The organism is Gordonia sp. N1V (assembly GCF_029269935.1).
Taxonomy (GTDB): domain Bacteria; phylum Actinomycetota; class Actinomycetes; order Mycobacteriales; family Mycobacteriaceae; genus Gordonia; species Gordonia polyisoprenivorans.
In genome coordinates this window covers 45370-68868 of sequence record NZ_JARJDD010000001.1, presented here as the reverse complement: position 1 = coordinate 68868, position 23499 = coordinate 45370, and the positions used below count along the sequence as shown (strand labels likewise).

At 66.0% G+C, this 23499-nt stretch carries 19 protein-coding genes and 1 tRNA gene; 13 read left to right on the top strand and 7 right to left on the bottom strand.

The genetic code is table 11. The annotated features are described in order from the left end of the window. Positions 1-3: 3 nt before the first annotated feature. Positions 4-2037, bottom strand: a complete 2034-nt coding sequence (locus tag P3L18_RS00310) for an amidase (protein WP_276112918.1) — start codon at positions 2035-2037, stop codon at positions 4-6. Further along, positions 2037-3068 (bottom strand): agmatine deiminase family protein, encoded by a 1032-nt coding sequence (locus P3L18_RS00305; protein WP_211544708.1) that lies wholly within the window; start codon positions 3066-3068, stop codon positions 2037-2039. The genes P3L18_RS00310 and P3L18_RS00305 overlap by 1 nt, the downstream gene beginning before the upstream one ends. A 206-nt stretch (positions 3069-3274) precedes the next feature. Between P3L18_RS00305 and P3L18_RS00300 the strand changes: the two genes are divergently transcribed. Both P3L18_RS00300 and P3L18_RS00295 read left to right on the top strand, forming a co-directional pair. After that, positions 3275-4780, top strand: a complete 1506-nt coding sequence (locus P3L18_RS00300) for a cytosine permease (protein WP_276112917.1) — start codon at positions 3275-3277, stop codon at positions 4778-4780. Next, entirely contained in the window at positions 4777-5439 is a 663-nt protein-coding gene (locus tag P3L18_RS00295; protein ID WP_276112916.1) for a TetR family transcriptional regulator C-terminal domain-containing protein, read from the top strand. The genes P3L18_RS00300 and P3L18_RS00295 overlap by 4 nt, the downstream gene beginning before the upstream one ends. Positions 5440-6551: 1112 nt before the next feature. On the opposite strand, the gene P3L18_RS00290 is transcribed toward P3L18_RS00295, so the two are convergent. Both P3L18_RS00290 and P3L18_RS00285 read right to left on the bottom strand, forming a co-directional pair. Beyond that, the gene (locus P3L18_RS00290) at positions 6552-6692 is read right to left on the bottom strand and encodes a hypothetical protein (protein WP_211544719.1); all 141 of its coding nucleotides are present in this window, start codon (positions 6690-6692) and stop codon (positions 6552-6554) included. Between the two features lie 358 nt (positions 6693-7050). Then, positions 7051-7124 (bottom strand) — tRNA-Leu (locus P3L18_RS00285). 146 nt (positions 7125-7270) lie between these two features. Here P3L18_RS00285 and P3L18_RS00280 point away from each other — a divergent pair. The 9 genes from P3L18_RS00280 to P3L18_RS00240 all read left to right on the top strand — a co-directional run bounded on the left by P3L18_RS00280 (position 7271) and on the right by P3L18_RS00240 (position 17386). Then, complete coding sequence (locus tag P3L18_RS00280) at positions 7271-7897, top strand: ANTAR domain-containing response regulator (RefSeq protein ID WP_211544734.1); 627 nt, start codon at positions 7271-7273, stop codon at positions 7895-7897. A 163-nt stretch (positions 7898-8060) separates the two neighbouring features. Next, positions 8061-9290, top strand: coding sequence for a branched-chain amino acid ABC transporter substrate-binding protein (locus tag P3L18_RS00275; protein WP_014360253.1), 1230 nt, complete (start codon positions 8061-8063; stop codon positions 9288-9290). An 88-nt stretch (positions 9291-9378) separates the two neighbouring features. Beyond that, a complete protein-coding gene (locus P3L18_RS00270; RefSeq protein ID WP_006373245.1) occupies positions 9379-10425 on the top strand; it encodes a branched-chain amino acid ABC transporter permease in 1047 nt (348 codons plus the stop codon). Continuing rightward, a complete protein-coding gene (locus tag P3L18_RS00265; RefSeq protein ID WP_014360252.1) occupies positions 10422-11627 on the top strand; it encodes a branched-chain amino acid ABC transporter in 1206 nt (401 codons plus the stop codon). The genes P3L18_RS00270 and P3L18_RS00265 overlap by 4 nt, the downstream gene beginning before the upstream one ends. Further along, positions 11624-12601 carry an ABC transporter ATP-binding protein gene (locus P3L18_RS00260; RefSeq protein ID WP_006373247.1) on the top strand — a complete coding sequence of 326 codons (978 nt, stop codon included), beginning with the start codon at positions 11624-11626 and terminating at the stop codon, positions 12599-12601. The genes P3L18_RS00265 and P3L18_RS00260 overlap by 4 nt, the downstream gene beginning before the upstream one ends. Positions 12602-12653: 52 nt before the next feature. Next, on the top strand, positions 12654-13397 hold the full coding sequence (locus P3L18_RS00255) for an ABC transporter ATP-binding protein (RefSeq protein WP_006373248.1): 744 nt from the start codon (positions 12654-12656) through the stop codon (positions 13395-13397). 36 nt (positions 13398-13433) lie between these two features. Further along, positions 13434-14000, top strand: coding sequence for a GNAT family N-acetyltransferase (locus tag P3L18_RS00250; protein ID WP_006373249.1), 567 nt, complete (start codon positions 13434-13436; stop codon positions 13998-14000). 72 nt (positions 14001-14072) lie between these two features. Continuing rightward, entirely contained in the window at positions 14073-16814 is a 2742-nt protein-coding gene (gene polA / locus P3L18_RS00245; protein WP_276112915.1) for a DNA polymerase I, read from the top strand. A 47-nt stretch (positions 16815-16861) separates the two neighbouring features. Then, positions 16862-17386: a hypothetical protein gene (locus P3L18_RS00240; protein WP_006373251.1), complete on the top strand. Its 525-nt coding sequence runs from the start codon at positions 16862-16864 to the stop codon at positions 17384-17386. A gap of 10 nt (positions 17387-17396) precedes the next feature. Here the strand turns inward: P3L18_RS00240 and P3L18_RS00235 are convergent, their stop codons facing one another. The 3 genes from P3L18_RS00235 to P3L18_RS00225 are packed head-to-tail and all read right to left on the bottom strand — an operon-like array spanning position 17397 to position 21188. Beyond that, complete coding sequence (locus tag P3L18_RS00235) at positions 17397-18017, bottom strand: TetR/AcrR family transcriptional regulator C-terminal domain-containing protein (protein ID WP_276112914.1); 621 nt, start codon at positions 18015-18017, stop codon at positions 17397-17399. A gap of 35 nt (positions 18018-18052) precedes the next feature. Further along, the gene (locus P3L18_RS00230; protein ID WP_276112913.1) at positions 18053-19690 is read right to left on the bottom strand and encodes an amidohydrolase; all 1638 of its coding nucleotides are present in this window, start codon (positions 19688-19690) and stop codon (positions 18053-18055) included. After that, positions 19671-21188 carry an APC family permease gene (locus P3L18_RS00225; protein WP_276112912.1) on the bottom strand — a complete coding sequence of 506 codons (1518 nt, stop codon included), beginning with the start codon at positions 21186-21188 and terminating at the stop codon, positions 19671-19673. Before P3L18_RS00225 ends, P3L18_RS00230 begins: the two co-directional genes overlap by 20 nt. Positions 21189-21345: 157 nt before the next feature. Between P3L18_RS00225 and P3L18_RS00220 the strand changes: the two genes are divergently transcribed. Both P3L18_RS00220 and P3L18_RS00215 read left to right on the top strand, forming a co-directional pair. Then, positions 21346-22440 (top strand): isocitrate/isopropylmalate family dehydrogenase, encoded by a 1095-nt coding sequence (locus P3L18_RS00220; RefSeq protein WP_172398832.1) that lies wholly within the window; start codon positions 21346-21348, stop codon positions 22438-22440. Positions 22441-22565: 125 nt separating this feature from the next. Next, on the top strand, positions 22566-23498 hold the full coding sequence (locus tag P3L18_RS00215) for an ABC transporter substrate-binding protein (protein WP_006373256.1): 933 nt from the start codon (positions 22566-22568) through the stop codon (positions 23496-23498). Position 23499: the final 1 nt, after the last annotated feature.

The window sequence follows — 23499 nt, the reverse complement described above, 5'->3', positions numbered from 1 at the left end:
TCGTCAGCCGGCCGGTTCGTCGACGATTCGGTAGTCGGCAGAGGTTGCCCCGTGCTCGGCCGTCGCGACCACCAGGACCAGCGCGCCGTAGGGGTCACGCCACGACGAATGGGTGCGGCGTAGTTCGGCGGTCGGCACTTGTGTTGTCGCCGTGAATGAATGGTCGTCGCGGTCGACCTCGACCGCCGAGCCGTCGACGAACACCTGCACCATCGGGGCATCGGTGCTGCCGGTGACCTCGATGACGGTGACGTCGCCATCGCCGCGAGCTGTCGCGGTCATCGTGAGTTCGGGGGCGGCACCGGCGGCGAGGGTTCCCGGCCGGGTGAGTGCGGGCAGCTCGGGGGTTCGCGGTGGCGCCGTACGCCGACTGGTCCGGTGCTCGAAGGCCCACCCGTAGGCGAGCAGCGCGTTGTCGGTGTAGGCGCGGCCGGCGAACGTCAGGTTCACCGGCATGCCGATATCGCTCATCGTCCCCATGGTGACGTTGACCGTCGGAATGCCGTAGTGCCTGATCATGGTGTTGCCCGTCGACACCCACACCCCGTTGGCCATGGCGTGATCGTGGGCCTGCGGGTCGGTGTCGGCATCGGCGGTCCCGACGTCGAGAGCCGACGGGAACACCAGGGCATCGAGCCCCAGCTCGTCGAGCCAGTCCTCGAAGTCGATGCGGCGCAGTTCTTCCAGGCCCCGCACGCCGTCAGCGAGGTCGGGGATCTCGGTCAGCGGTGTGATGCCTTGCGCTGCGCGGTGGGGGTACTCGCTGATATCGAGGTTGTAGCGTGCGTAGTAGCCGTCGAGCGGGTCGGGGATCGCGCCGTCGGGTAGCGGGAAGATCAGCTCGCCCTTGACATCTTCCAGGCGGTGCAGAGCCGGATCACCGGTGGCCTGCAAGAAGTCATCCCACGCCCAGGTGGTGAGATCCCACATCTCGGCGTCGAAGAAGCCGGCAGGCAGGATGCCCCGCGCGTAGCCGTCCTGTGCGCCGGGACGGTCGAGTTCGTAATTGGTCAGCGCCGGGAAGTCGACGTCGACCACCGTGGCACCGGCGGCCTCGAGATCGGCGCGGGCTCGCTCCCACAGCTGCAGCACCGACGGCCGCGGCGTGATCGGCCACCCGGCCTGATCGTCCTGCCCGAGAATGATGCGTGGTACACCGAAACGTTTGCCGCGCAACGCGTCCCCGTCGCGCAGGTCGAGGTAGGAAGCAGGCCGAACCTGGGATGCGGCGGGCAGGTTGACCCACGGCTGGGTCCGCCAGAAGTCGCCGCGGGTCTGCGGATCGTCGTCGACCAGCACGTCGAGCAGCGCCAGCATGTCGTCCATCGTGCGGGTGTGCGGCACCACCACGTCCATGGTCGGTGTCAGCGGCCAGTTACCGCGAACCGAGATGACACCCCGGGAGGGGGTGTAGGCGGCCAGCGCGTTGTTGGACGCCGGCGACCGTCCGCTCGACCAGGTTTCCTCGCCGAGGCCGAAGGCGGCCATGCTCGCCGCCGTCGACACGCCCGATCCGTTCGACGACCCCGACAGGTACGCCGCCGCGAGATAGTCACCGTTGTAGGGACTTTCGGCCCGGCCGTAGACGCCGCGCTGCATGCCTCCGTTGGCCATCGGCGGCATGTTGGTCAGGCCCACACAGATCGCTCCGGCCGCGCGCAGTCGCTCAATGGTGAAGGCGTCGTCGCCCGCGATCAGGTTCTCGAACGCCGGAGAACCCGCCGCCACCGACAATCCCGCAACCCGGTAGCTGTCCTTGGCGGTATAGGGAATCCCGTCGAACGGGCCGAGTGTCTCACCGCGAGAACGTCGTTCGTCGGAGGCTCGAGCCTCGGCGAACATGTCCGGATTGAGCACCGGGACCGCGTTGAGTGCGGTGCCGTGGTGATCGTAATACGCGACGCGGTTGAGGTAGGCGGCGACGAGCTCGACGGCGGTCACCCGGCCCTGCGCGAGTGCCCGGCTCAGCTCGGCGATCGACGACTCCACCAACGGCGGAGTCTGTGTGCGCGGAGTGCTCTCCAGACGGCTGGTCATCAGAGATCCCCGACGGCCGGCTGCTGCTGAGTGATGCAGTGGATTCCGCCGCCACGCGCCAGGATCTCCCGCGCGTCGATGGTCACGACTCGTCGTCCGGGATACACGGAGGCGAGGATCTCGGCGGCGCGCTCGTCGGCGGCGGGTTCGCCGTAGCCGCAGGCGATCACCCCGTCATTGACGACGAGATGGTTGATGTAGCTGTAATCGACGAATCCGGTCTCGTCGCGAATCGCGTCGGGGGCGGGCAGGTCGACGATGTCCCATTGGCGCCCCGCTGCATCGGTGGTCCCGGCGAGGAAGTCCCGGAGCTCGCGCATCACGACGTGGTCGGGGTGTTCGGGGTTGGGCTGCTGGTGCAGGAGCAGCGTGCCGGGGGAGGGGATGGTCGCGACCATGTCGACATGTCCGCGGGTGCCGAAGCGCTCGTAATCGCGGGTCAGACCGCGTGGCAGCCAGATCACGTTATGCGCGCCGATCGTGCGGGCGAGTTCGGCCTCGACGGTCTCTTTGGTCGCGTACGGGTTTCGGCCGGGATCGAGCTGCACGGTCTCGGTGACCAGGACGGTGCCCTCGCCGTCGACGTGGATCGCGCCGCCTTCCTGGACGAGCATCGAGCTGATGACCGGCACGCCCGCGGCTTCGGCGACGACGCGGCCGATGCGGCGGTCGTTGTCCCATTCGGCCCACTCCTGGGCGCCCCAGCCGTTGAAGGTCCAGTCCACGGCGGCGAGGTGTCCCGCACCGTCGGTGACGAAGGTCGGGCCGATGTCACGCATCCAGGCGTCGTCGAGTTCGGCCTCGATGATGTCGACGGCTGCAGTGAGCATCGTGCGTGCGCGGGAGGTCTCGGTCGGGTCGACGACCACCGTCACCGGTTCGAACTCGGAGACCGTGTTGGCCACCGTACTCCAAGCGGCATAAGCGGTTTGGGCGTCGGCGGCGCTCTCGGCGAGGGTGGTGTTGGCCCTCGGGAAGGCCATCCACACACGGTCGTGCCGAGCGGTCTCGGCGGGCATGGTCCACGACACTTGATGTTCCCCTTGCTGGTCCGATATTGATCTAGTGGTCAATAACTGTCGAGAGTAGGCGGTTGCCGACGCGCGAGTCAAGGGTTTCCGAGAAATATTGACGGACCGATCAATAGCTATTGACTGTGTGATCAACAAGCTACATGATCGCTGTCACACCCCGACCCGATCGGGTCGGGGTTTCGAACCAGCCGAGGAGTACCGCCATGACGCCTGCACCATCCGAGCCCGACCAACCCGACGGCGCCGAGGTGATCGCCGACCCGACCGACCGGGTCGGACGGATCGAGGAGTCCGGTGTCGACTACCTGCCGGAGAGCCAGCGAGACTCCAGCCCCCGCAACGTGTTCGCCGTCTTCGCCGGCGGCAATCTGGGCTGGACGATCGCCGTGTTCGGCTGGGTCTCGATCCAACTCGGACTCGACTTCTGGGGAGCTGTGATCTCGACCGTCGTCGGCGCCCTCATCGGGACCGTCGTCGTGCTGCCGCTGGCCGGCGTCTCGCCGCGGACCGGAACCAACATGACCGTTTCCAGCGGGGCCTTCTTCGGCATCCGGGGCCGGCTCATCGGATCGGCGCTCTCGCTGGTGATCGCCATCGTCTTCGCCGCCATCACCGTATGGACCAGCGGCGACGCTCTCGTGGCAGCAGCGCATCGCCTGGTGGGTCTGCCGCAGAACCCCGTCATGCTGGGGGTGGGGTACGCGGTGGTCTCGGTCGTGATCGTGGCCGTCGCACTGTTCGGCCACGCCACCATCGTGGCCATGCAGAAGTTCCTCGTACCCGTGGCCGGGGCGGTCTTCGTGCTCGGCTTCGTGGCGTTCGCGCCGACCTTCGATGTGCACAGCGCCACCGGACATTTCGCGGTCGGCGGCTATTGGTCGACGATGGTGCTCTCGACGGTGCTCGCCACCGCCGGGCCGATCTCCTACGCGCCGATCATCGGCGACTACACCAGGCGTATCTCGATCAAACGCCACAGTGATTCGTCGATCCGGTGGGCGTTGTTCGCCGGCTTGATGTTCGGCACCCTGCTGCCCGCGGTCCTGGGCGCCTTCGCGGGATCGGCGATGACGGTGAACTCGGGGGAGTTCATGGCCGACCTGGTGTCGTCGTCGCCGTTCTGGTTCCTGATCCCCATCCTGATCGTGTCGATTGCGGGTGGTTTCGGTCAGGGCGTGATGTGCATCTACGCGACGGGACTCGACCTGGAGACCTTCTTCCCCCGGCTCAAGCGGGTCCACACCACGGCGCTCGCGGCCGCAGTGGCGGTCGCCCTGCTCTACGTCGGTGTCTTCGTCCTCGACGCCGTCGATGCGATCACCGCGGCAACGGTGGTGGTCAATGCGGTGGCCACACCATGGGCTGTCGTCATGGTCGTCGGCGCGCTGCGCACCCGCACCTACGATCCGTTTGACCTGCAGGCATTCGCTCACGGACGCCGTGGTGGACGGTACTGGTTCGTCCGGGGCTGGAATCCGGCAGCCGTCGCGGCGTGGGTCGGAGGTTCGGCCTTCGGACTGCTGAGCGTGCAGACGGATCTGTATTCGGGGCCCCTCGCCGGCATCTTCGGGGGCATCGACCCCAGCGCGATCGGGTCGGGCGTGGTGGCGGCCATCATCTACCTTGGACTGGTGATGATGTCGCGACAGCGTATGGAGGTTCTCGACGCTCCCGCCTTGGCGACTCCGGCCGGACCGGAGCCCGCATGAGCAGATCGTCGAGTGCGGTCCGACCGCGCGCCGCGCGAAAGTCGCCCGAGGAGCGCGCGGAGGAGATCCGTTCGGCTGCATGTGAACTCGCCCGCAGTGACGGACTCCCCGTGCTGACCCTGCGGTCGGTGGCCGCCCGGATCGGTGTCGCCCCGGCGCTCGTGGCCCACTACGAGCCGAGTATGGACGAACTCGTCGCCGCCACCTTCACCACCGTGACCACCGCCGAGGTCGACGAGATCGCCGAACTACTTGCCGAGGCGCCGTCCGCCACCGACAAGCTCCGTCGACTCGTCGCGACACTGCTGGAACCCTCGCGCGACGACGTGACCACGGTGTGGGCCGACGCCTTCAGTCTGGGCCGCACCAACGAATCACTCGCTGCCGCGGTGCGCGCCGTGATGGACACCTGGCAGGCGCTCGTGGTCGGGGTGATCGAGGAGGGCGTCGCGTCGGGGGAGTTCACCACCGATGAGCCGGCGGATGTGGCATGGCAATTCCTCGGCATGGTCGACGGTGTCAACGCGCACGCCCTGGTGCACTACGCCGGCACACCCGACCGCGGACGCCTCGTATGCCGCGCCCTGGAGAACGAGCTCGGCCTCGCTCACGGCACGCTACGAATCAAGAGCGGAATGTCTTCGGAGACAACCGAGTAGGTCTGCACTACCGTGTTCGTGCCGAACGGATCGTTGTCGTGGCGTTGGCCGTGGCCACGAGCGTGCCGCTCGGAGTGAGCAATTCGCCGGCAAGGAACGCGATGGTGTTGCCCTGTTCGCCCAGGTCGGTTCAACGAGCGCGTCCTCGAAAACTACGAGAATGCGTGCGTTGTTACTCGTTAGAGCGTTTCGGATGTCAAGCTGCCGTCAGCGTCAGCCCCTGGGACTACCGCGAGCATGTCCTCTCCGACCTGGCAGTTGATCGTTGGCGAGTGTGAGTTGCCGGTGGTGCTCGAGCCTGTGTAGATGGCTCGGTCTGCCCGACCTCGGGTGTCCACCTGCGTTCGGTGCGCCTTCGGTGGCTAGGACGAGGGGACGGCGCTGGATGGAACCGGAGGGTTCTGGTGACTCTCGCTTCAGGTCTTCGATCCCGCCATGGTAGTTGTGAGCCGGGGGCCTTTGCCTCTCGGTGCCGACCTCTAGTGTCGCCGTCATGGTCATGCAGTGGGTCAGGTGCATCAGCTGTCGGAAGTCTCTTACTGGTGGCCGTAAGGCCGTAAGGCATCACGTCCAGGTGTGTATGGCGCGACGTGCTCGACATACCAACGCGCAGTGAGTCGACCTTGTCGCTACGTGATCATCGAACAGATCCAGGCGATGGCGACGGTCGTGGCCACTGTTGAGATGCCGCCGACGATGACGCCGACCGCGGGGTGTCGACGCATCCATTCGTACGTCGCGCTGTTTGGTTGCAGCCGGTGCCTACCTGTCACTAGTTCAGTTTAGCGAACTGGGAATGGTCGCTATTGATTTGTTCCTGGTCGCCGCGGGCGCAGCCCTGCCGGAGCGCTCGACGCGGAGACGCCGGCTCTCGGTGACCATGGCGCGTCGGGCAGACGCGCGAGCCTGTTGACCTCTGCGAATCCCGTTGCGGGTGTCATTTGCGACGGCCCACCTCGGTTCGGTTGGGTGGGGCTTGGCGTACCTGCCGGGAATCGGACCCGGACCGTTGGGCGCCACCCAAAGGACTACGCCGCCAAGCCGGTTGCTGAGAGTGATTGTGCAGCAACAGAGTTGGCGGACAAGTGGCTTAGGGAGCCAAGAACTCGGGGCTAAGTGACTGGTAGACCGTGCGCGTCGACCAGTGCGCCGATCAGGCTGTCGAGGTCGGTGAGACTGTTGATCTCGATGGTCGCTCGGATGCTGTCCAAGAAGACGGCGGGGCCTTCCTGGGCGTCGGATAGGAAGTTCATAGCGCTGGTAACGGTGACCGGGAGGTGTGGGCCGATCCAGGTGCGTGTCCAGTCGATCGGCTGCGGCGAGCATGTCTGGTCGAGGCGGGCTTGGGTTGCGGTGACGCGCGATCGTTGTCCATGCGTGCCGGCCGGAGTGGACGCACAGGCCAATATGGCGAATCGGAGCCAAAGTAGAAAACGTGTGTGACCTGGGTGGTTAGTAGATACGTCCGTAGAGGCATCGGAGGGGTCTTTGCGGGGTCGACGGGCAGTTTTCGCCGTCGGTCTCACTGCCCGTCTGCCTCACTTCTACCGCATAATTCGCTGTGTGGCAGTCGTATAAAGCGAAAGACCCCTGCTGAACAGGGGTTTCGAGTGCCCTCGGTGAGACTCGAACTCACACTGGACGGGTTTTGAATCCGTTGCCTCTGCCAATTGGGCTACGAGGGCATGCAACTGCGTCGAGCTGCGAGAGACGAGTCTAGTAGATCGGCCGAGCAGCGATCCAACGGGTACCCTTCCCCTCATCGTCCGTCGTGCGCGACGGACGTGGCCTGCGTGTTCACGCAGGTCGATCGCTTGACGTGGAGGAGGGGATGGTGACGGTGGTGGACAGTGCGCCGGTGACGCCGGACGGAGCGCAGGTAGGCCACAAGGTTCTCGTGGCCGAAGACGACTCGCTGATCCGGATGGACCTCATCGAGATGTTGCGCGAAGAGGGCTACGACGTCGTCGGTGAGGCACCCAATGGTCAGGCGGCCGTCGAGCTAACCGAACAGCTCGCCCCCGATCTGGTGATCATGGACATCAAGATGCCCGTCCGGGACGGAATCGATGCGGCCGGCGAGATCGCGAGCAAGCGGCTGGCCCCGGTGGTCATGCTCACCGCATTCAGTCAGCGCGACTTCATCGAGAAGGCCCGCGAGGCCGGAGCGATGGCCTATCTGGTGAAGCCCTTCACCAAGGCCGATCTCGTGCCCGCGATCGAGGTTGCGGTGAGTCGGTATCAGGAACTTCGCGAACTCGAGAAAGAGGTCGCGTCGATGACCGACCGTCTCGAGACCCGCAAACTCGTCGAGCGGGCCAAGGGTTTGCTGATGGAGAAGCAGACGTTGTCGGAACCTGAGGCGTTCAAGTGGATTCAGCGCGCGGCGATGGATCGCCGTACCACGATGAAGGCTGTGGCGCAGGTCGTGGTGGAGACACTCGGTCCGCAGGAGTGACCTCGACGGGTCGTTCGTTAAATCTCTGAAACAAGCTCGATGCCGATCTGCGCGGTTTCCCTCAGTTACCCCGCGCAGGCCGGTCGTCGGGTCTATGTTCCTCTCAGGATCTACGGGGTAGATCTCCCGGCGACGCCGGGCGGGCGGATGAGAGGCAACAAGTATGCGACGTCGAATGGCGACCGCAGCGATCGCGGTGACACTGACGGGAATCCTCGCAGTCTCGGCGTGTAGTAGTAAGTCCACTGATTCTGGGTCCGGTGCGAGTGGCGGCTCGTCGGCGAGTAATTCGGGTCTGACGATCTCGGCTCTCAATCAGATCAATACCGAGGGCAAAGAGGTCCCGCCGGCCGCGGAGTCGGCGGCTCTGAATCCGGCCCAGCCCGGCGGCGCCAAGTGCGATCCGTCGACAATCGCCATGGCCGGCGCCCTCACCGGCGCCAACGCGGCACTCGGTATCAACATCGTCAACGGTGCACAGCTGGCCGTCGATCAGCACAACAAGGCGAACCCCGACTGCAAGATCACCTTGAAGCGCTTCGACACCGAGGGAGACCCGCAGAAGGCCACCCAGGTCGCCCCGCAGATCACCAACGACAACTCGATCATCGGCTTGATCGGTCCGGCGTTCTCGGGCGAGACCAAGGCCACCGGCGGCATCTTCAATCAGGCCGGTCTGGTGTCGGTGACCGCCTCGGCCACCAACGCCGCACTGACACAGAACGGCTGGAAGACCTTCTTCCGCGGGCTGGCCAATGACGACGCCCAAGGCGCGGCGGTCGGCAAGTACCTGACCAACACCCTGGGCAAGAAGAAGGTCTGTGTCATCGAGGACGACAGCGCCTACGGTGTCGGCCTGGCCGCGGTGGTGACCAAGTCGCTCGGTTCGGCCGCCGACTCGGACTGCTCGGGCAACGTCAAGACCGGTGAGCGCGACTTCTCCGCGATCATCTCGAAGGTGACCGCCGCGAGTCCCGACGCAGTGTTCTACGCCGGGTACTACGCCGAGGCAGCACCGCTGGCCCAGCAGTTGAAGTCGGCCGCACCCAATGTGACCTTCGCGTCCGGTGACGGCACGAACGACCCGCAATTCGTTGCCCAGGCCGGAGATTCGGCCAAGGGTGCCTACCTGTCGTGCCCGTGTGGTCCGGCGCCGGCAACGCTGGCCAAGGAGTACCAGGCGGCGTTCAACCAGGCCTCCGGCGTCTACTCGGTGCAGGCCTACGACATCGCCTCGATCATGATGAAGGGCATCGAAGAGGGCAACACCACGCGTCCGAAGCTGCTGGAGTTCATCCGGACCTACAAGGGCCAGGGATTGGCCGGCCCGTACTCGTGGACACCGGACGGCGAGCTCACCTCGTCGCTGATCTGGGTCTACGAGGTCAAGTAAGTCCGACACATCCGGTGCGCCCGGCCACCGTCCGGTGGTCCGGGCGCACCGCATGTTGCTGCTCTCATCCGGCTGAAGGGGAGGAAACGTGAGCACACTCTTCGCGGCGGCCCAGACGACCACCGACGTGGCGTCGACCATCGGCTTCGACGTCCACTCGCTCGTCGACGGTTTCTGGGGTCTGACCATCGAGGGATTGACCTACGGATCGGTGTATGCCCTTGTCGCAGTGGGTTACACACTGGTCTACGGCGTACTGCGACTGATCAACTTCGCGCATTCCGAGGTGTTCATGCTCGGCATGTTCGGCACCTACATCGGCCTGCTCATCATGGGTTTCAGCCCGTCGGGCAACGTCTACGCCGAGGGCACGCTGATGACCGTGGTGTATCTTGCGCTCGCGGGACTGTGCGGCATGGTCGTGGCCGGCGGTGCCGCCGTCGGACTGGAGTTCGTCGCCTATCGACCACTACGACGTCGCAACGCCAAACCGCTGGCATTCCTCATCACCGCGATCGGCATGTCGTTCGTGCTCCAGGAGTTCGTGCACTACGTGCTGCCCAAGGTTCCGGTGGACCCGCCGCTGGGCGGATCGAGCGCACAGCCGACGATCCGACTGGCCCAGGCCGTCGAGGAGTTCACCATCTTCGGTGCGCCGGTCACCAATCTGACGATGGTGATCATCCTGTCGGCGATCGTGTTGGCGCTCGGCACCGATTTCATGATCAACAAGACACGTTTGGGACGCGGCATCCGGTCGGTGGCCCAGGACCCCGATGCGGCCCTGCTCATGGGGGTCTCGCGGGAGCGAATCATCCTGGTCACCTTCTTGATCGGCGGCCTACTCGCCGGCGCCGCGGCACTGCTCTACACCTTGCGTGTACCGAACGGGATCATCTTCAACGGCGGATTCATCCTGGGCATCAAAGCGTTCTGCGCCGCGGTACTCGGTGGCATCGGCAACGTCCGCGGCGCACTCCTCGGCGGCCTGCTGCTCGGGGTGATGGAGAACTACGGGTCGGTGGTGTTCGGCAACCAGTGGAAGGACGTGGTGGCCTTCGCCTTGCTGATCCTGGTGCTCATGTTCCGTCCGACGGGCATCCTGGGAGAGAAGCTCGGAAAGGCGAGGGTATGACGACTGCACCGACATCGTTCACGTCGCCCGAACGTCATGGGCTGGGCGACGCCATCCGAACCTGGTGGGAAGGCCTGCCACGGGTCATGCAGTGGCTCGTCGGGGTTCCGCTGATCATCCTGATCGCTCTGCTTCCCGTCATCAATCCACCGCTGATCACCACGACCGCCACCAACTTCGGGGTGGTGATGGCGACCTTCGCGATGACCGCCCTGATCGCGATCGGCCTCAACGTGGTGGTCGGGCAGACCGGTCTCCTCGACCTCGGGTATGTCGGGTTCTACGCCGTCGGCGCCTACGTCGTCGCGCTGCTGACCAGCCCGTCGAGCCCGTTGTGGGGCAGCACCGACCACGGATTCTTCTCCGGTCCGTGGGCGTGGCTGGCGTGTGTGCCGCTCGCGATCATCATCACCGGGATCACCGGTGTCATCCTGGGTACCCCGACGCTGCGCGTGCGCGGCGACTACCTCGCGATCGTGACCCTCGGGTTCGGTGAGATCGTGCGGTTGCTCGCCGACAACCTCACCGACGTCACCAACGGCGCCACCGGGTTGCAGAGCGTGCTCTACCCGGAGATCGGCCGGTCCGCCGACAGCCCCGGTGGTGTGTTCTCGACCGCCAACAACACCTCGTCACTCAACTACGGCGTGTGGTGGTACTGGTTCGGCATCGCTGCGGTGATCATCGTGCTCATCGTCATCGGCAACCTCGAACGCAGTCGGGTGGGTCGTTCCTGGGTGGCCATCCGCGAGGACGAGGACGCCGCCGAGATCATGGGTGTGCCGACCTTCAAATACAAACTGTGGGCGTTCGTCATCGGAGCCGGCATCGGCGGCCTGTCCGGGGCGTTCTACGCGGGGCAGGTGCAGTATGTCGACCCGACGGCGTTCACCGTCATCAACTCCATGCTGTTCCTGTGTGCGGTGGTCCTCGGCGGCCAGGGCAACAAGCTCGGCGTGATCGCCGGTGCGTTCATCATCATCTACCTGCCGGCCCGCGTGCAGGGCATCTCGGTGGGTGGAGAAGCGTTGAGCGAGTACAAGTATCTGTTCTTCGGGATCGCCCTCGTGGTGCTCATGATCTTCCGTCCGCAGGGGCTGTTCCCGGCACGCGCCCGACTGATCACGTTCGGACGCCAGGTGTATGCCGCGATCCGGCGCACCCCCAAACGGGCGACGCCGACCGAGGAGGCGGCCGCATGAGTCACCGCACGCCCGACGAGCCCAACCCGGCATCTGCTACACCGGATCTCACCAAGCAGATCGCCGAGGTGAACTCCGACCCCGAGGCCACCACCCTGGTCAATCCGGCCGAAATCGACCCGGATCTGGCCGATCCCGAAGCGGTCGCCGAAGCCGTTGCACCGCAACGTGATATCGCAGTCGACGAAGGTGAGACCCTACTCAAGGTGGAGGGGCTCACCGTCGAATTCGGTGGGTTGGCCGCCCTCGACGACGTCAGTTTCGAGATCCGCCGCGGTGAGATCCTCGGCCTCATCGGGCCGAACGGTGCGGGAAAGACGACCTGCTTCAACGCGATCACCGGGGTGTATCGGCCCACCCGCGGCACGGTCACCTTCGACAATGCGCCGCTGGGAAAGCTCAAGCAACACAAGATCACCCGCCGAGGTATCGCCCGCACCTTCCAGAACGTCCGGCTCTGGGGAGAGATGACGGCGCTGGAGAACGTCTGTGTGGGCACCGATGCGCGCCACAAGACCTCGGTGTTCGGCGGCATCCTGCGGACGCCCCGGCATTACCGTGAAGAGCGTGATGCCGTGGATCGCGGGATGGCGCTGCTGGAGTTCGTCGGGATCGGTCCACGCGCTGCGGAAAAGGCATCCAACCTGCCCTACGGCGATCAGCGTCGACTCGAGATCGCACGAGCACTGGCCACCGAACCGAAACTCCTGTGCCTCGACGAACCCGCCGCCGGCTTCAACCCGAGCGAGAAGACGGCGCTGATGGGCTTGATCGAGAAGATCCGACAGGACGGGTACACGATCCTGCTCATCGAACACGACATGCGACTGGTCATGGGCGTCACCGACCGGATCGTGGTGCTCGAGTTCGGTCGCAAGATCGCCGAGGGGTCACCCAAAGACGTCCGCGACAATCCGGCGGTGATCGCCGCCTACCTGGGGGTACCCGATGATCAGATCGACGAACATGTCTGAGCCGCACGAGTTTGCAGCGCGAGAGTCAGAGCCGCGAGAGTCGGGGCAGTCTGTGTCAGGGAAATCGGTCTCGGTACCGCCGGTTCTCGAACTCACCGACGTCGTCATCCACTACGGACGCATCCAGGCGCTGCACGGCATCTCGTTGCGGGTCGAGGCGGGCGAACTCGTGACGCTGCTCGGTGCCAACGGTGCGGGCAAGTCGACGACGATGCGCGGGATCTCCGGGCTGAACAAGCTGACACAGGGCGACATTCGCTTCAACGGGGAGTCGATCACCCGCCTCGCACCACACGAGCGGGTCAAACGCGGCATCATCCAGGTGCCGGAGGGACGGCGCATCTTCCCGGGGATGACGGTCCTCGAGAACCTCGACATGGGTTGCTACGGGCGGAAATTCGAGAACAAAACGGCCTACAACGAGGCCCTGGAGCATGTGTTCGAGGTGTTTCCGCGGCTCGGTGAACGCCGAAAACAATTCGGTGGAACGATGTCCGGTGGTGAGCAGCAGATGCTGGCCATCGGGCGTGCGCTGATGGCTCGGCCCAAGCTGCTCCTGCTCGACGAACCGTCGATGGGGCTGGCGCCCATGGTGATCCAACAGATCTTCCGGATCATCGGACAGATCAACAGCGAGGGCACGACGATCCTGCTGGTCGAACAGAATGCGCAGCAGGCGCTGAGCCGGTCCGACCGCGGCTACATCCTCGAAACCGGGTCGATCACCAAGGAGGGGGCAGGCAAGGATCTGCTCGTCGACGACGCCGTGCGCGAGGCCTACCTCGGCGTCGCCTGAGTCCGGTTCGCCTCGGCCTGCACGTAGAGTCGGGACATGGCCGATACGACGGTTGTTCCCACCCGCGATCTCGATGTGACCAGTTCGCTTCTGGCGCAAGCCTTCATCGACGATCCGGTCACCCGGTGGATCGCGCCGGATCCGCGCGGCGACGTGCAGATGTTCCGCACCCTGGTCCGGTGGACGCACCGCAGTGACGTGGCGCCGGACCTCGCGGTACGTGCCGGGGAGCCGGTCGGGGTCGCGGTGTGGGATCCGCCCGGGTACCGGGTGTCGCGTCTCGACGAGATCCGTGCGCTTCCCGGGTTCGTCTCCTCGCTGCGGACGGGCGTTCGTCGCGGTGCGGTGGTCGAGTCGACTTTCGCGAGGCTGCGACCCGAGGAACCGCACTGGTATCTCGGGCAGCTCGGCGCGATCCGGCATGGTGAGGGCATCGGCACCGCCTTGCTCGAGGCCGGGATCACACGCGTCGACGGACCGGCGTACCTCGAGAGCTCCAACGTCGCCAACATCCCGCTGTACGAGCGCTTCGGGTTTGAGGTGGTGCGCGAGGTGCGGCTTCCCGGCGGCCCGTCGGTGTGGCCGATGTTCCGCAAGGGATGACCGCCTCGCCGGGTTCGGCCGGTGGTCGCGGGCGGCGAAGGTCTGTCGGGGGTCGCCACTAGACTCGTCCGGGTGAGTCCCGCACAGAGTTCGACCGCCACCCGCGGCAAGACCAAGGCCAGCACCCAGCCGACGCTGATGCTCCTCGACGGGCATTCCCTGGCCTACCGGGCGTTCTTCGCGTTACCGGCCGAGAACTTCAAGACCGAGACCGGTCAGCACACCAATGCGGTGTACGGCTTCACCTCGATGCTCATCAACCTGCTGCGCGACGAGGAGCCGACGCACATCGCCGCAGCGTTCGACGTCTCCCGGAAGACCTTCCGCTCGGAGATGTACCCGGAGTACAAGGCGCAGCGGTCGAAGTCGCCGGATGAGTTCAACGGGCAGGTCGACGTCACCAAGGAAGTCCTCGATGCGCTCGGTATCCAGGTGTTCGCGATCGACGGCTACGAGGCCGACGACATCATCGCCACGCTCGCCACCCAGGCCGAGGCGCAGGGTTTCAAGGTCCTCGTCGTCACCGGTGACCGGGACTCGCTGCAGCTGGTCGACGATTCGGTGACCGTCCTCTACCCGCGCAAGGGTGTCTCCGACCTGACCCGCTTCACCCCGGAAGAGGTCGAGAAGAAGTACGGGCTGACGCCATCGCAGTACCCCGATTACGCGGCGCTGCGCGGGGACCCGAGTGACAACCTCCCGGGTATCCCGGGCGTGGGGGAGAAGACGGCATCGAAGTGGATTCGCGAATACGGTTCACTGGCCTCCCTCGTTGATCACGTCGATCAGGTCAAGGGCAAGGTCGGCGACGCGCTGCGGGCCAATCTCGCGTCGGTACAGACGAATCGTCAACTCACCGAACTCATCCGAGACATGCAGCTGCCTGCCGGGCCCGACGATCTCGCCCGGGTCGGCTGGGACCGTGACCGCATCCACCAGCTGTTCGACGATCTCGAGTTCCGGGTGCTGCGGGATCGGTTGTTCTCCACGCTCAGCTCGGTCGAGCCCGAGGCGGAGGCAGGCTTCGACCTCGACGGTTCGGTGCTGGCGGCCGGACAGATCACCGGTTGGCTCGACGATCACGCACGGACCGGGCGCACCGGGCTGACCGTGACCGCGCCACACACCGTCGTCGGTGCCGACATCACCGGGATCGCGTTGGCCGCCGCGGACGGGGTGTCGGCGTATGTCGACATCACCCAGCTCGACCCGGCCGATGAGAAGGCCCTCGGTGGCTGGCTGTCCGACCCCGACACGCCCAAGGCCCTGCACGAGACCAAGTGGGCGATCCACGCGCTGCGCTCGCGCGGCTGGACGCTGCGCGGCGTCACCAGCGACACCGCGCTGGCCGCCTACCTGGTGCGCCCCGGCCAACGCTCGTTCAACCTCGACGATCTGGCCTTGCGCTACCTGCGTCGAGAGCTGCGCGCCGACGACGGTGCAGGCAACGATCAGCTCTCGCTGCTCGACGAGGACGGTGGGTTGGCCCAGCAGGCCGAGCAGCACATGCTCGAGGCGCGTGCGGTCGCCGAACTCGCCGACACCCTCGACACCGAACTCGATCGCATCGATTCGCGGCCCCTGCTGACCGACATGGAGCTGCCGCTGCTGTTCGTCCTGTCGGATCTGGAGGCCGCAGGCATCGCGGTCGACGTCGATCACTTCGGCACCCTGGAGGAAGGTTTCTCCGAGCGCATCCGCGCCGCGGCGGAAGCGGCCTACGAGGTCATCGGAGAACAGATCAATCTCGGTTCGCCCAAACAGCTGCAGACGGTGCTGTTCGACAAACTCGAGATGCCCAAGACCAAGAAGACCAAGACCGGCTACACCACCGACGCCGACGCCTTGCAGACGTTGTACGAGAAGACCGAGCATCCGTTCCTCGCACATCTGCTCGAGCATCGCGATGCCACCCGGCTGAAGGTGACCGTCGACGGGTTGCTGAAATCCGTTGCCGACGACGGCCGGATCCACACGACCTTCAATCAGACCGTCGCGGCCACGGGACGACTGTCGTCGACCGAACCGAATCTGCAGAACATCCCGGTGCGCACCGAGGCCGGCCGCGAGATCCGTCATGGCTTCGTCGTCGGTCGTGCCGAGGACGGGACGCCGTTCGATTGTCTGATGACCGCCGACTACAGCCAGATCGAGATGCGCATCATGGCACACCTGTCCGAGGACGCAGGGCTGATCGAGGCGTTCAACACCGGCGAGGATCTCCACAACTTCGTCGGGTCCCGCGCGTTCGGCGTGCCGATCGACGAGGTCACCACCGAGATGCGCCATCGCGTCAAGGCCATGTCGTACGGACTTGCCTACGGGCTCAGCGCTTTCGGGCTCGCCGCGCAGTTGCGGATCAGTCGCGACGAGGCCAAGGAACAGATGGAGGCCTATTTCGCCCGGTTCGGTGGGGTGCGCGACTACCTGCACAACGTCGTCGCCGAGGCGCGCCGAAACGAGTACACCGCAACATTGTTCGGCCGCCGACGCTATCTCCCCGATCTGAACAGCGACAACTGGCAGCGCCGACAGGCAGCCGAACGCATGGCCCTCAACGCGCCCATCCAGGGCACCGCCGCCGACATCATCAAGGTCGCGATGATCAACGTGCACAAGCGGCTCACCGCCGAGGAGTTGCGCTCGCGGATGCTGCTGCAGGTGCACGACGAACTCGTCATCGAGGTCGCCGACGGCGAGCGCGATCAGGTCGAGACCGTGGTCCGCGAAGAAATGGGCAACGCCATCACGTTGTCGGTGCCGTTGGAGGTATCGGTCGGCTACGGTCGCTCGTGGGACGACGCCGCGCACTGACGATCACCCTCCGACGATGATGAACAAGCGACGATCACGAGTAGCGCATGTATGACGACCGGCGTCCGTCCCGACCGCCGTGGGTGATCCCGGTCGTGGTGGGTTGTGTCGTCGGTCTGATCGCTGTCGCGGCAGTCATCGTGGGACTCAAACTGTCCGGGGGTCAATGGAATACAGGTCCGAGTACGGCCGCAGGCTCGACGGCTCCGACGGTCGTCGTCACTCAGACGACGACCGAGTCGGCCACACCGACCGAGACCACCCCCGACGACACAACACCCGAGGACACCACACCCCAGGGCAGCGAGCCGAGCGACGCACCGACCCCATCGCTTCCGGTGCCACCGGTCGCCGACACCGTCTGGTACGCGCAGTTCGGTGCGTTCGGCAGCTATCGGCGGGCCGAACAAGCCCGCGACAACCATTACGGTTCGTTGATCCTGCCCGGTGAGATGCTCGGATCGGGCAGTCGCTACGTGGTGGCCCGTCCCGCCGAGTCGCGCACCGACGCCGAAGACGTCTGCGCGCACTTCGACTCCGGATCGTGCGTGGTCAAGCAACGCGTCGAGTGACGCGGGTGGGTCAACGCGTTCCCTGAAGCAGCCGACGTTCCAGCGCGTCGAGTAACAGGCCGAGCCCGAAATCGAAGGCCGCATCGGCGCGTTCGCGACCGCTCGGGGCGGCGGCGACCGCTCGGGCGAGCGCACTGTCGTCGGCGAGGGACGCGACCGACCAGACCGTCGCCGGTGCTGCGGCGTCGAGTGCCGAGCCGAGCGCGAAGGTGTCGAGGAGCGTGATGAGGTGCAGGATCTCCGTGTCGGCGAATCCGGCTGCCCTGAGACATCGCGCGAGGTGGTCGTAGCTGTTCAGGATCGCCGGAGCCTCGACCGTCTGCCCGGTCAGCGCACGCACCAGCGCCGGATGCGCCCCGAACGCGTCCCGGTAGGTGCGCACCCACGTCGTGACCGCCGCACGCCAGCCGCCGGACCAGTCGACGTCGTCGGCCATCGCCACCGCGATGGTTCCGCGCACCAGCTCGAGCACCTCTTCGCGTCCGGAGACGTGGTGGTAGAGCGAGGAGACCGCCACGCCCAGCCGTTTGGCCAGGCCGGGCATGGTGAAGGTCTCCTTCGCGTCGAGCTCGGCGAGCGCGGCGCGGGCAATCGATTCGCGGTCGAGGAGCGGCGAGGTCGGTCGGGGCACGACGTCAGCCTAGGACATCATCCGGCGCGAACCGATCACGCTCGGAACACGAACCGGCCGTCGACCATCGTCGCAACGACGGGAGCGTCGGCCAGCTCGTCGGGTGGGGCGGTCAACGGGTCGACGGCGAACGCGGTGAAATCGGCGCGGGCACCGACTCCGATCCAGCCGGCGTCGGCAGACCCCTGGGCGCGTGCGGCGTGCGAGGTGTACCCCTCCAAGGCCATCGAGGCGGTCAGCCCCTGCTCCGGGCACACCGGGATCTCGTCGAGATGGCCTGCGCGACGCCGCAACTGTGCGTCGGCGAGGATCTTGCGCGGATCGAACGGTGCCACCGGCCAATCCGATCCGAGCGCCAACAGTGCTCCCGAATCGCGGATGTCGCGGGTGCGGAACGCCCGGTTCGCGCGCTCGGTACCGAGCCGGACCGACCAGTTGTCGCTCTGATCGCCACGCGTGTAGAGGGTGCAGTGGTTGGGCTGCATGCTGGCGACGACGCCGGTCGCGGCGAACCGCGACACGAGATCGTCGGGCAGGGTTTCGATGTGCTCGATCCGATGCCGGACGCCGGTGGGTGTCGCCGGGGTGTCGGCGAGGGTGTCGAGGGCATATCGGATGCCCGCATCGCCGATCGCGTGGGTCACCGTCGGCACCCCACGCGCGGCGAGATAACGGACGGCTTCGCGGTACTCGGCTGGATCGGGCCACAGCGGCGCGGTCGATTCGCCGTGTGCGTCGGCGTGTTCGAGCCACGCGGTCCCGCCGTCGATGGTGCCGTCGATCATGAACTTCACCCCGTCGACCCGCCAACGTCGCCCGCCACGCCTCTGCAACTCGACGATGTGGTCGAGTTGTGCACGGTCGGTGCCGGGCATACAGAACGGCGCGAACCGCAGCCGGATCGGCAGGTCTCCCGAGTTCTCCAGGGCGGCAACGAGTTCTCCGCTGTCCGCCTCGAAATCCATGGCGTTGCCCGAGGTGATCCCGGACTGCGCCATGGCGGTCAGCACCTCGTGCAGTCGCCGACGACGAGCAGCCGCCGGTTCGTTCGGTAGGGCGCCGTCGACGAGCTCGACGGCCTCGAGTTCGAGTAGGTGCCCGGTGGGAATCCCGTCGGTGCACACGATCTCGGCGTTGCCCGCGAAGGGCCGTGGTCCGCTCACCCCTGCCGCGTGCAACGCGGCCGGACTCGCGAGCGCCGAGTGCGCGTCGAAGAGGTAGATGAACACGGGGACATAGTCACCGAGTGCCTCGACGATCGGTGCATGGGTGATCGGCCGGTCGCCGAAAACGTTGGGGTCCAGCCCCCAGCCGAGCACCCACCCGTCGTTTCGGGGTGCAGCGCGTAACGCGACGGCGAGTTCGTCGAGGTTCGTCACCGACGAAAGGTCATGTCCGGCGGTCATCTTCAAGCCGAGTACCGGATGGATGTGCCCGTCGATCAGTCCGGGCGTCAGGGTTGCGTCACCGAGGTCGATGACGTCGGTGGCGCCACCGATCTCGGTCTTGATCGAGCGCGCGTCGCCGACGGCGGTGACCCGGCCGTCCCGGAGGGCGAGCGCCTCGACGGGCGCGGCGGTACGCAGGGTATGGATGGTGCGGGCGAACAGGACGGTGTCTGCCGGGCTCATTTCGGTGATCTCCTCGGTGTGTTCAGCGTTCGGTGTCGGCATGCGGGTCGTCGTACAGCCCGCCGATGCGATCGAAGATTCGTGGTCGTCGCAGCCGGAAGTACTGGGCCACCGCGATTCCCGCGAGCAGCACGGCACCGACGAGGCCGACCAACCAGGTATTGGTGGTGGAGTCGGCATTGGTGAGCAGATTGATCTTCGAGATCAGGACCGCCAGCGCCACACCGAGTACCACGATGCTGACGATTCCGGCGATGACGGCGACCCGTTCGACTCGCACGAGGCGTTTGCGCGCGAAGTAGGCCACCACGGCGATCGCGGTGATCAGTTGCAGCGCAATGATCCCGACCACTCCGGGGGTGTTCACCAGGAGCAGGAGGCGGTAGTAGGGGTCGGCGCCGGCGATGGCGAAGGCGCCCACGACGACCACGGCGATGACGGTTTGCAGAGCACCGGCGCGCGCGGGTGACCGGAACACCGGGTGGGTGCGGTCGAGATAGGCGGGCAGCACACCGTCGCGGGCCAGCGAATAGGTGTAGCGGGTGATCGCATTGTGGAAAGCGATCTGCGAGGCCAGTGCGCTGGTCACGATGAGGACCGACATGATGTCGGTGGCCCATGTTCCGACGTAATGGGTCATCGCGGAGAAGAACAGTCCCGCAACGTCGTTGGTGGCCGCGGCCTGGACTTCGCGGGCGCCGTAAGCCTGCACCATCGACCAGACGATGAAGCAGTACGCGATGGCCATGAAGCCGACCGCCCAGTATGTCGCCCGGGGGATGGTCCGGTCGGGGTTGCGCGCCTCCGAGCGGTAGAGCGCGGTGGACTCGAATCCCATGAACGCGGCGAAGGCGAAGGCGAGGATGCCACCCATCCCGGGAGCGAACACCGCGGACGGATGGAAGGAGTCGAAGCCGATCCCGTGGGCGCCGCCCTGTGCCAGCACGGCGAACGCCAATATCAGCAGGATCCCGGTTTCGAGGGAGAGCAGCACCCCGAGGAACTTCGCCCCGACGTCGATTCCGCGCCGCCCGACGTACCAGACGATCACGATCGCGGCGAGTGCGAGATAGGGCCACCCGATGGTGATGCCGAACAGGCGGGTGATCGCGTCCTGGGTCTGGATGGCCATCAAACCGTAGACGCCGATCTGCAGGGCGTTATAGGCGACGACGGCCAACAGCCCGCATCCGAGTCCGACGGACCGGCCGAGACCGAGCGTGATGTAGGAGTAGAACGCTCCTTTTCCGCCGGTTGCCCTGGTCATCGCCATGAAGGCCACGGCGAAGATCGCGAACGCAGCACCGGCAACCAGGTAGGCGACCGGCGCCCCGGCCCCGCCGATGGACAGTGCCAAGGGGGCGACGCCTGCCATCACTGTCAGCGGTGCGGCCGCCGCGATCACCATGAAGGCGATGGCGGGTGCGCCGAGCGCATTCTGTTTCAGGCCGATTTCCGGTGGTGGTGGACTGTCGAGGCCCTCGGGGCGTGCCGGCTCGGGCGGAGTGGCAATCGATGGGGTCGCCGGTTGTCGGGTCATGGGAGTGCTCTTTTCGCAAGCTGTGAGATCTGCGGAGGGTTAAACGAATCAGATTCGGTTAAGAGCATGAGGCACGTCACACCCGCTGTCAACAGCAGGCGTGGATGGGTCGCACGCCTGCCCGTTCAAGGTCGGTTCAGCCGATACGCTCGGTCCGATGAACACAACGAGGACGCGACGACGCATCGGTGTCATGGACGGCGACGGAATCGGGCCGGAGATCGTCCCCGTCGCCAGGGACGTCGTCTCCGCGGCGGGCGAGCTCGCCGGCATCGAATTCGATTGGGTGTCACTGCCACTCGGCGTGACGGCGATCGAGACTCACGGGCGTCCGGTCCCCGAGGAGACGCTCGAGGCGCTCGACGATCTCGACATCTGGATCCTGGGCCCACATGACTCGGCGGGCTACCCGGCGCAGTTCGCCGCCGACCTCACCCCGGGTGCGACCATCCGCAAGAGATTCGGGCTCTACGCCAACCTGCGACCGTGCCGGGCGATGCCCCGTGTCGGCGCACTCGCGCCCGACCTCGACGTCGTCATCGTCCGGGAGAACTCCGAGGGCTTCTACGCCGATCGCAACATGACGGTCGGGTCGGGCGAATTCATGCCCACGCCCGACGTCGCGCTCGCCGTGGGGGTGATCTCACGTGCGGCGACCGAACGGATCGCACATCAGGCGTGCCGACTCGCGCGCGAACGTTCGGGTCGGCTCACCATCGTGCACAAGGCTAATGTGCTGCGACTGACCACCGGGCTCTTCCGGGATGTGTGTCGGGAGGTCGCCGAGCAGTATCCGGGACTCGTGGTGGACGACAAACACGTCGATGCCATGGCGGCCCTGCTGGTTCGTCGGCCCGGCGACTTCGACGTCGTCGTGACCGAGAACCTGTTCGGCGACATCCTGTCCGATCTCGCGGGTGAACTCGCCGGATCGTTGGGCACCGCGGGATCGGTCAACTGCTCCGACACGGTCGTGATGGCGCAGGCCTCGCACGGCGCAGCCCCCGACATCGCCGGACGCGGTGTGGCCGATCCGATCGCGATCATCGCCTCCGCCGCGATGGCGTTGCGGTGGTGGGGAACCCGCCACGACGACAGTCGGATGCTCGCGGCAGCCACGGCCATCGACACCGCCGTCGGTGACAGCGTCGCCGCCGGTGCCCGGACACCGGATCTCGGCGGTACTGCCACGACGGCCGATGTCGGCCGCGCCGTGGTCGATCATCTGAGTCGGCAAGGCCGAACCGGTTAATCTCTCGTAACCAACCGGTGAAAGCAGCTCCGAGGAAGTAAGTTCAGACGGCGGGGGACAGCCCTGTCTTCTGATCGGCCGACCTGCCCCGGAGAGTGATCCCGAGGCGCGAAGGGATAGTTGTGATGCGCGATCTCCGATCGTTCGGCAGCCTACGACGTCTGCCCGGGATCTTCATGTTGCTCGTGGGGGTGATCGCCCTTGTGGTGGCGGGCTGCTCGAACGATGACTCGTCGACGGGTGCCGGCGGTAGCTCGGCCATCCAGCCGACAACCGTCGATGTTGCCAAGCAAGCCGACATCGCGGCACTGTTGCCGGCGGGAATCCGGGAGTCCGGACAGTTGATCGTCGGTGTCAACGTGCCCTACGCGCCCAATGAGTTCAAGGACAGCAACGGTCAGATCATCGGCTTCGATGTGGATCTGATGAACGCGATCGGCAAGGTCCTCGGCGTCACCCCGGTGTACAAGGAGGCCGATTTCGACAAGATCATCCCGTCGATCCAGGCGGGCACCTTCAACATCGGCATGTCCTCGTTCACCGACAACAAGGAGCGCGAGGCTCAGGTCGACTTCGTGAACTACTTCAGCGCCGGCATCCAGTGGGCGCAGCAGGCCGGTGGGAACATCGACCCAAACAACGCCTGTGGCAAGAAGGTTGCGGTGCAGTCGACTACCGTCGAGGACACCGACGAGGTACCGGCAAAGAGCAAGGCGTGCACCGACGCCGGGAAGCCCGCCATCCAGATCCAGAAGTACACCGACCAATCGGAGGCGACCAACGCCCTGGTCCTCGGACGCGTCGACGCGATGTCGGCTGACTCCCCGGTGACCGCCTACGCGATCAAGCAAGCCGGCGGAAAGATCGTGGCCGCCGGACCGGTCTTCGATTCCGCGCCCTACGGCTACCCGATCGCCAAGGGATCCTCACTCGTGCAAGCGGTTCAGAAGGCCGTCCAGTACCTCATCGACAACGGCCAGTACAAGGCCATCGCCGAGCACTGGGGCGTTGAGGCGGGAGTCGTTCCGACCGCTACCGTCAACGGCGCGACCAGCTGAC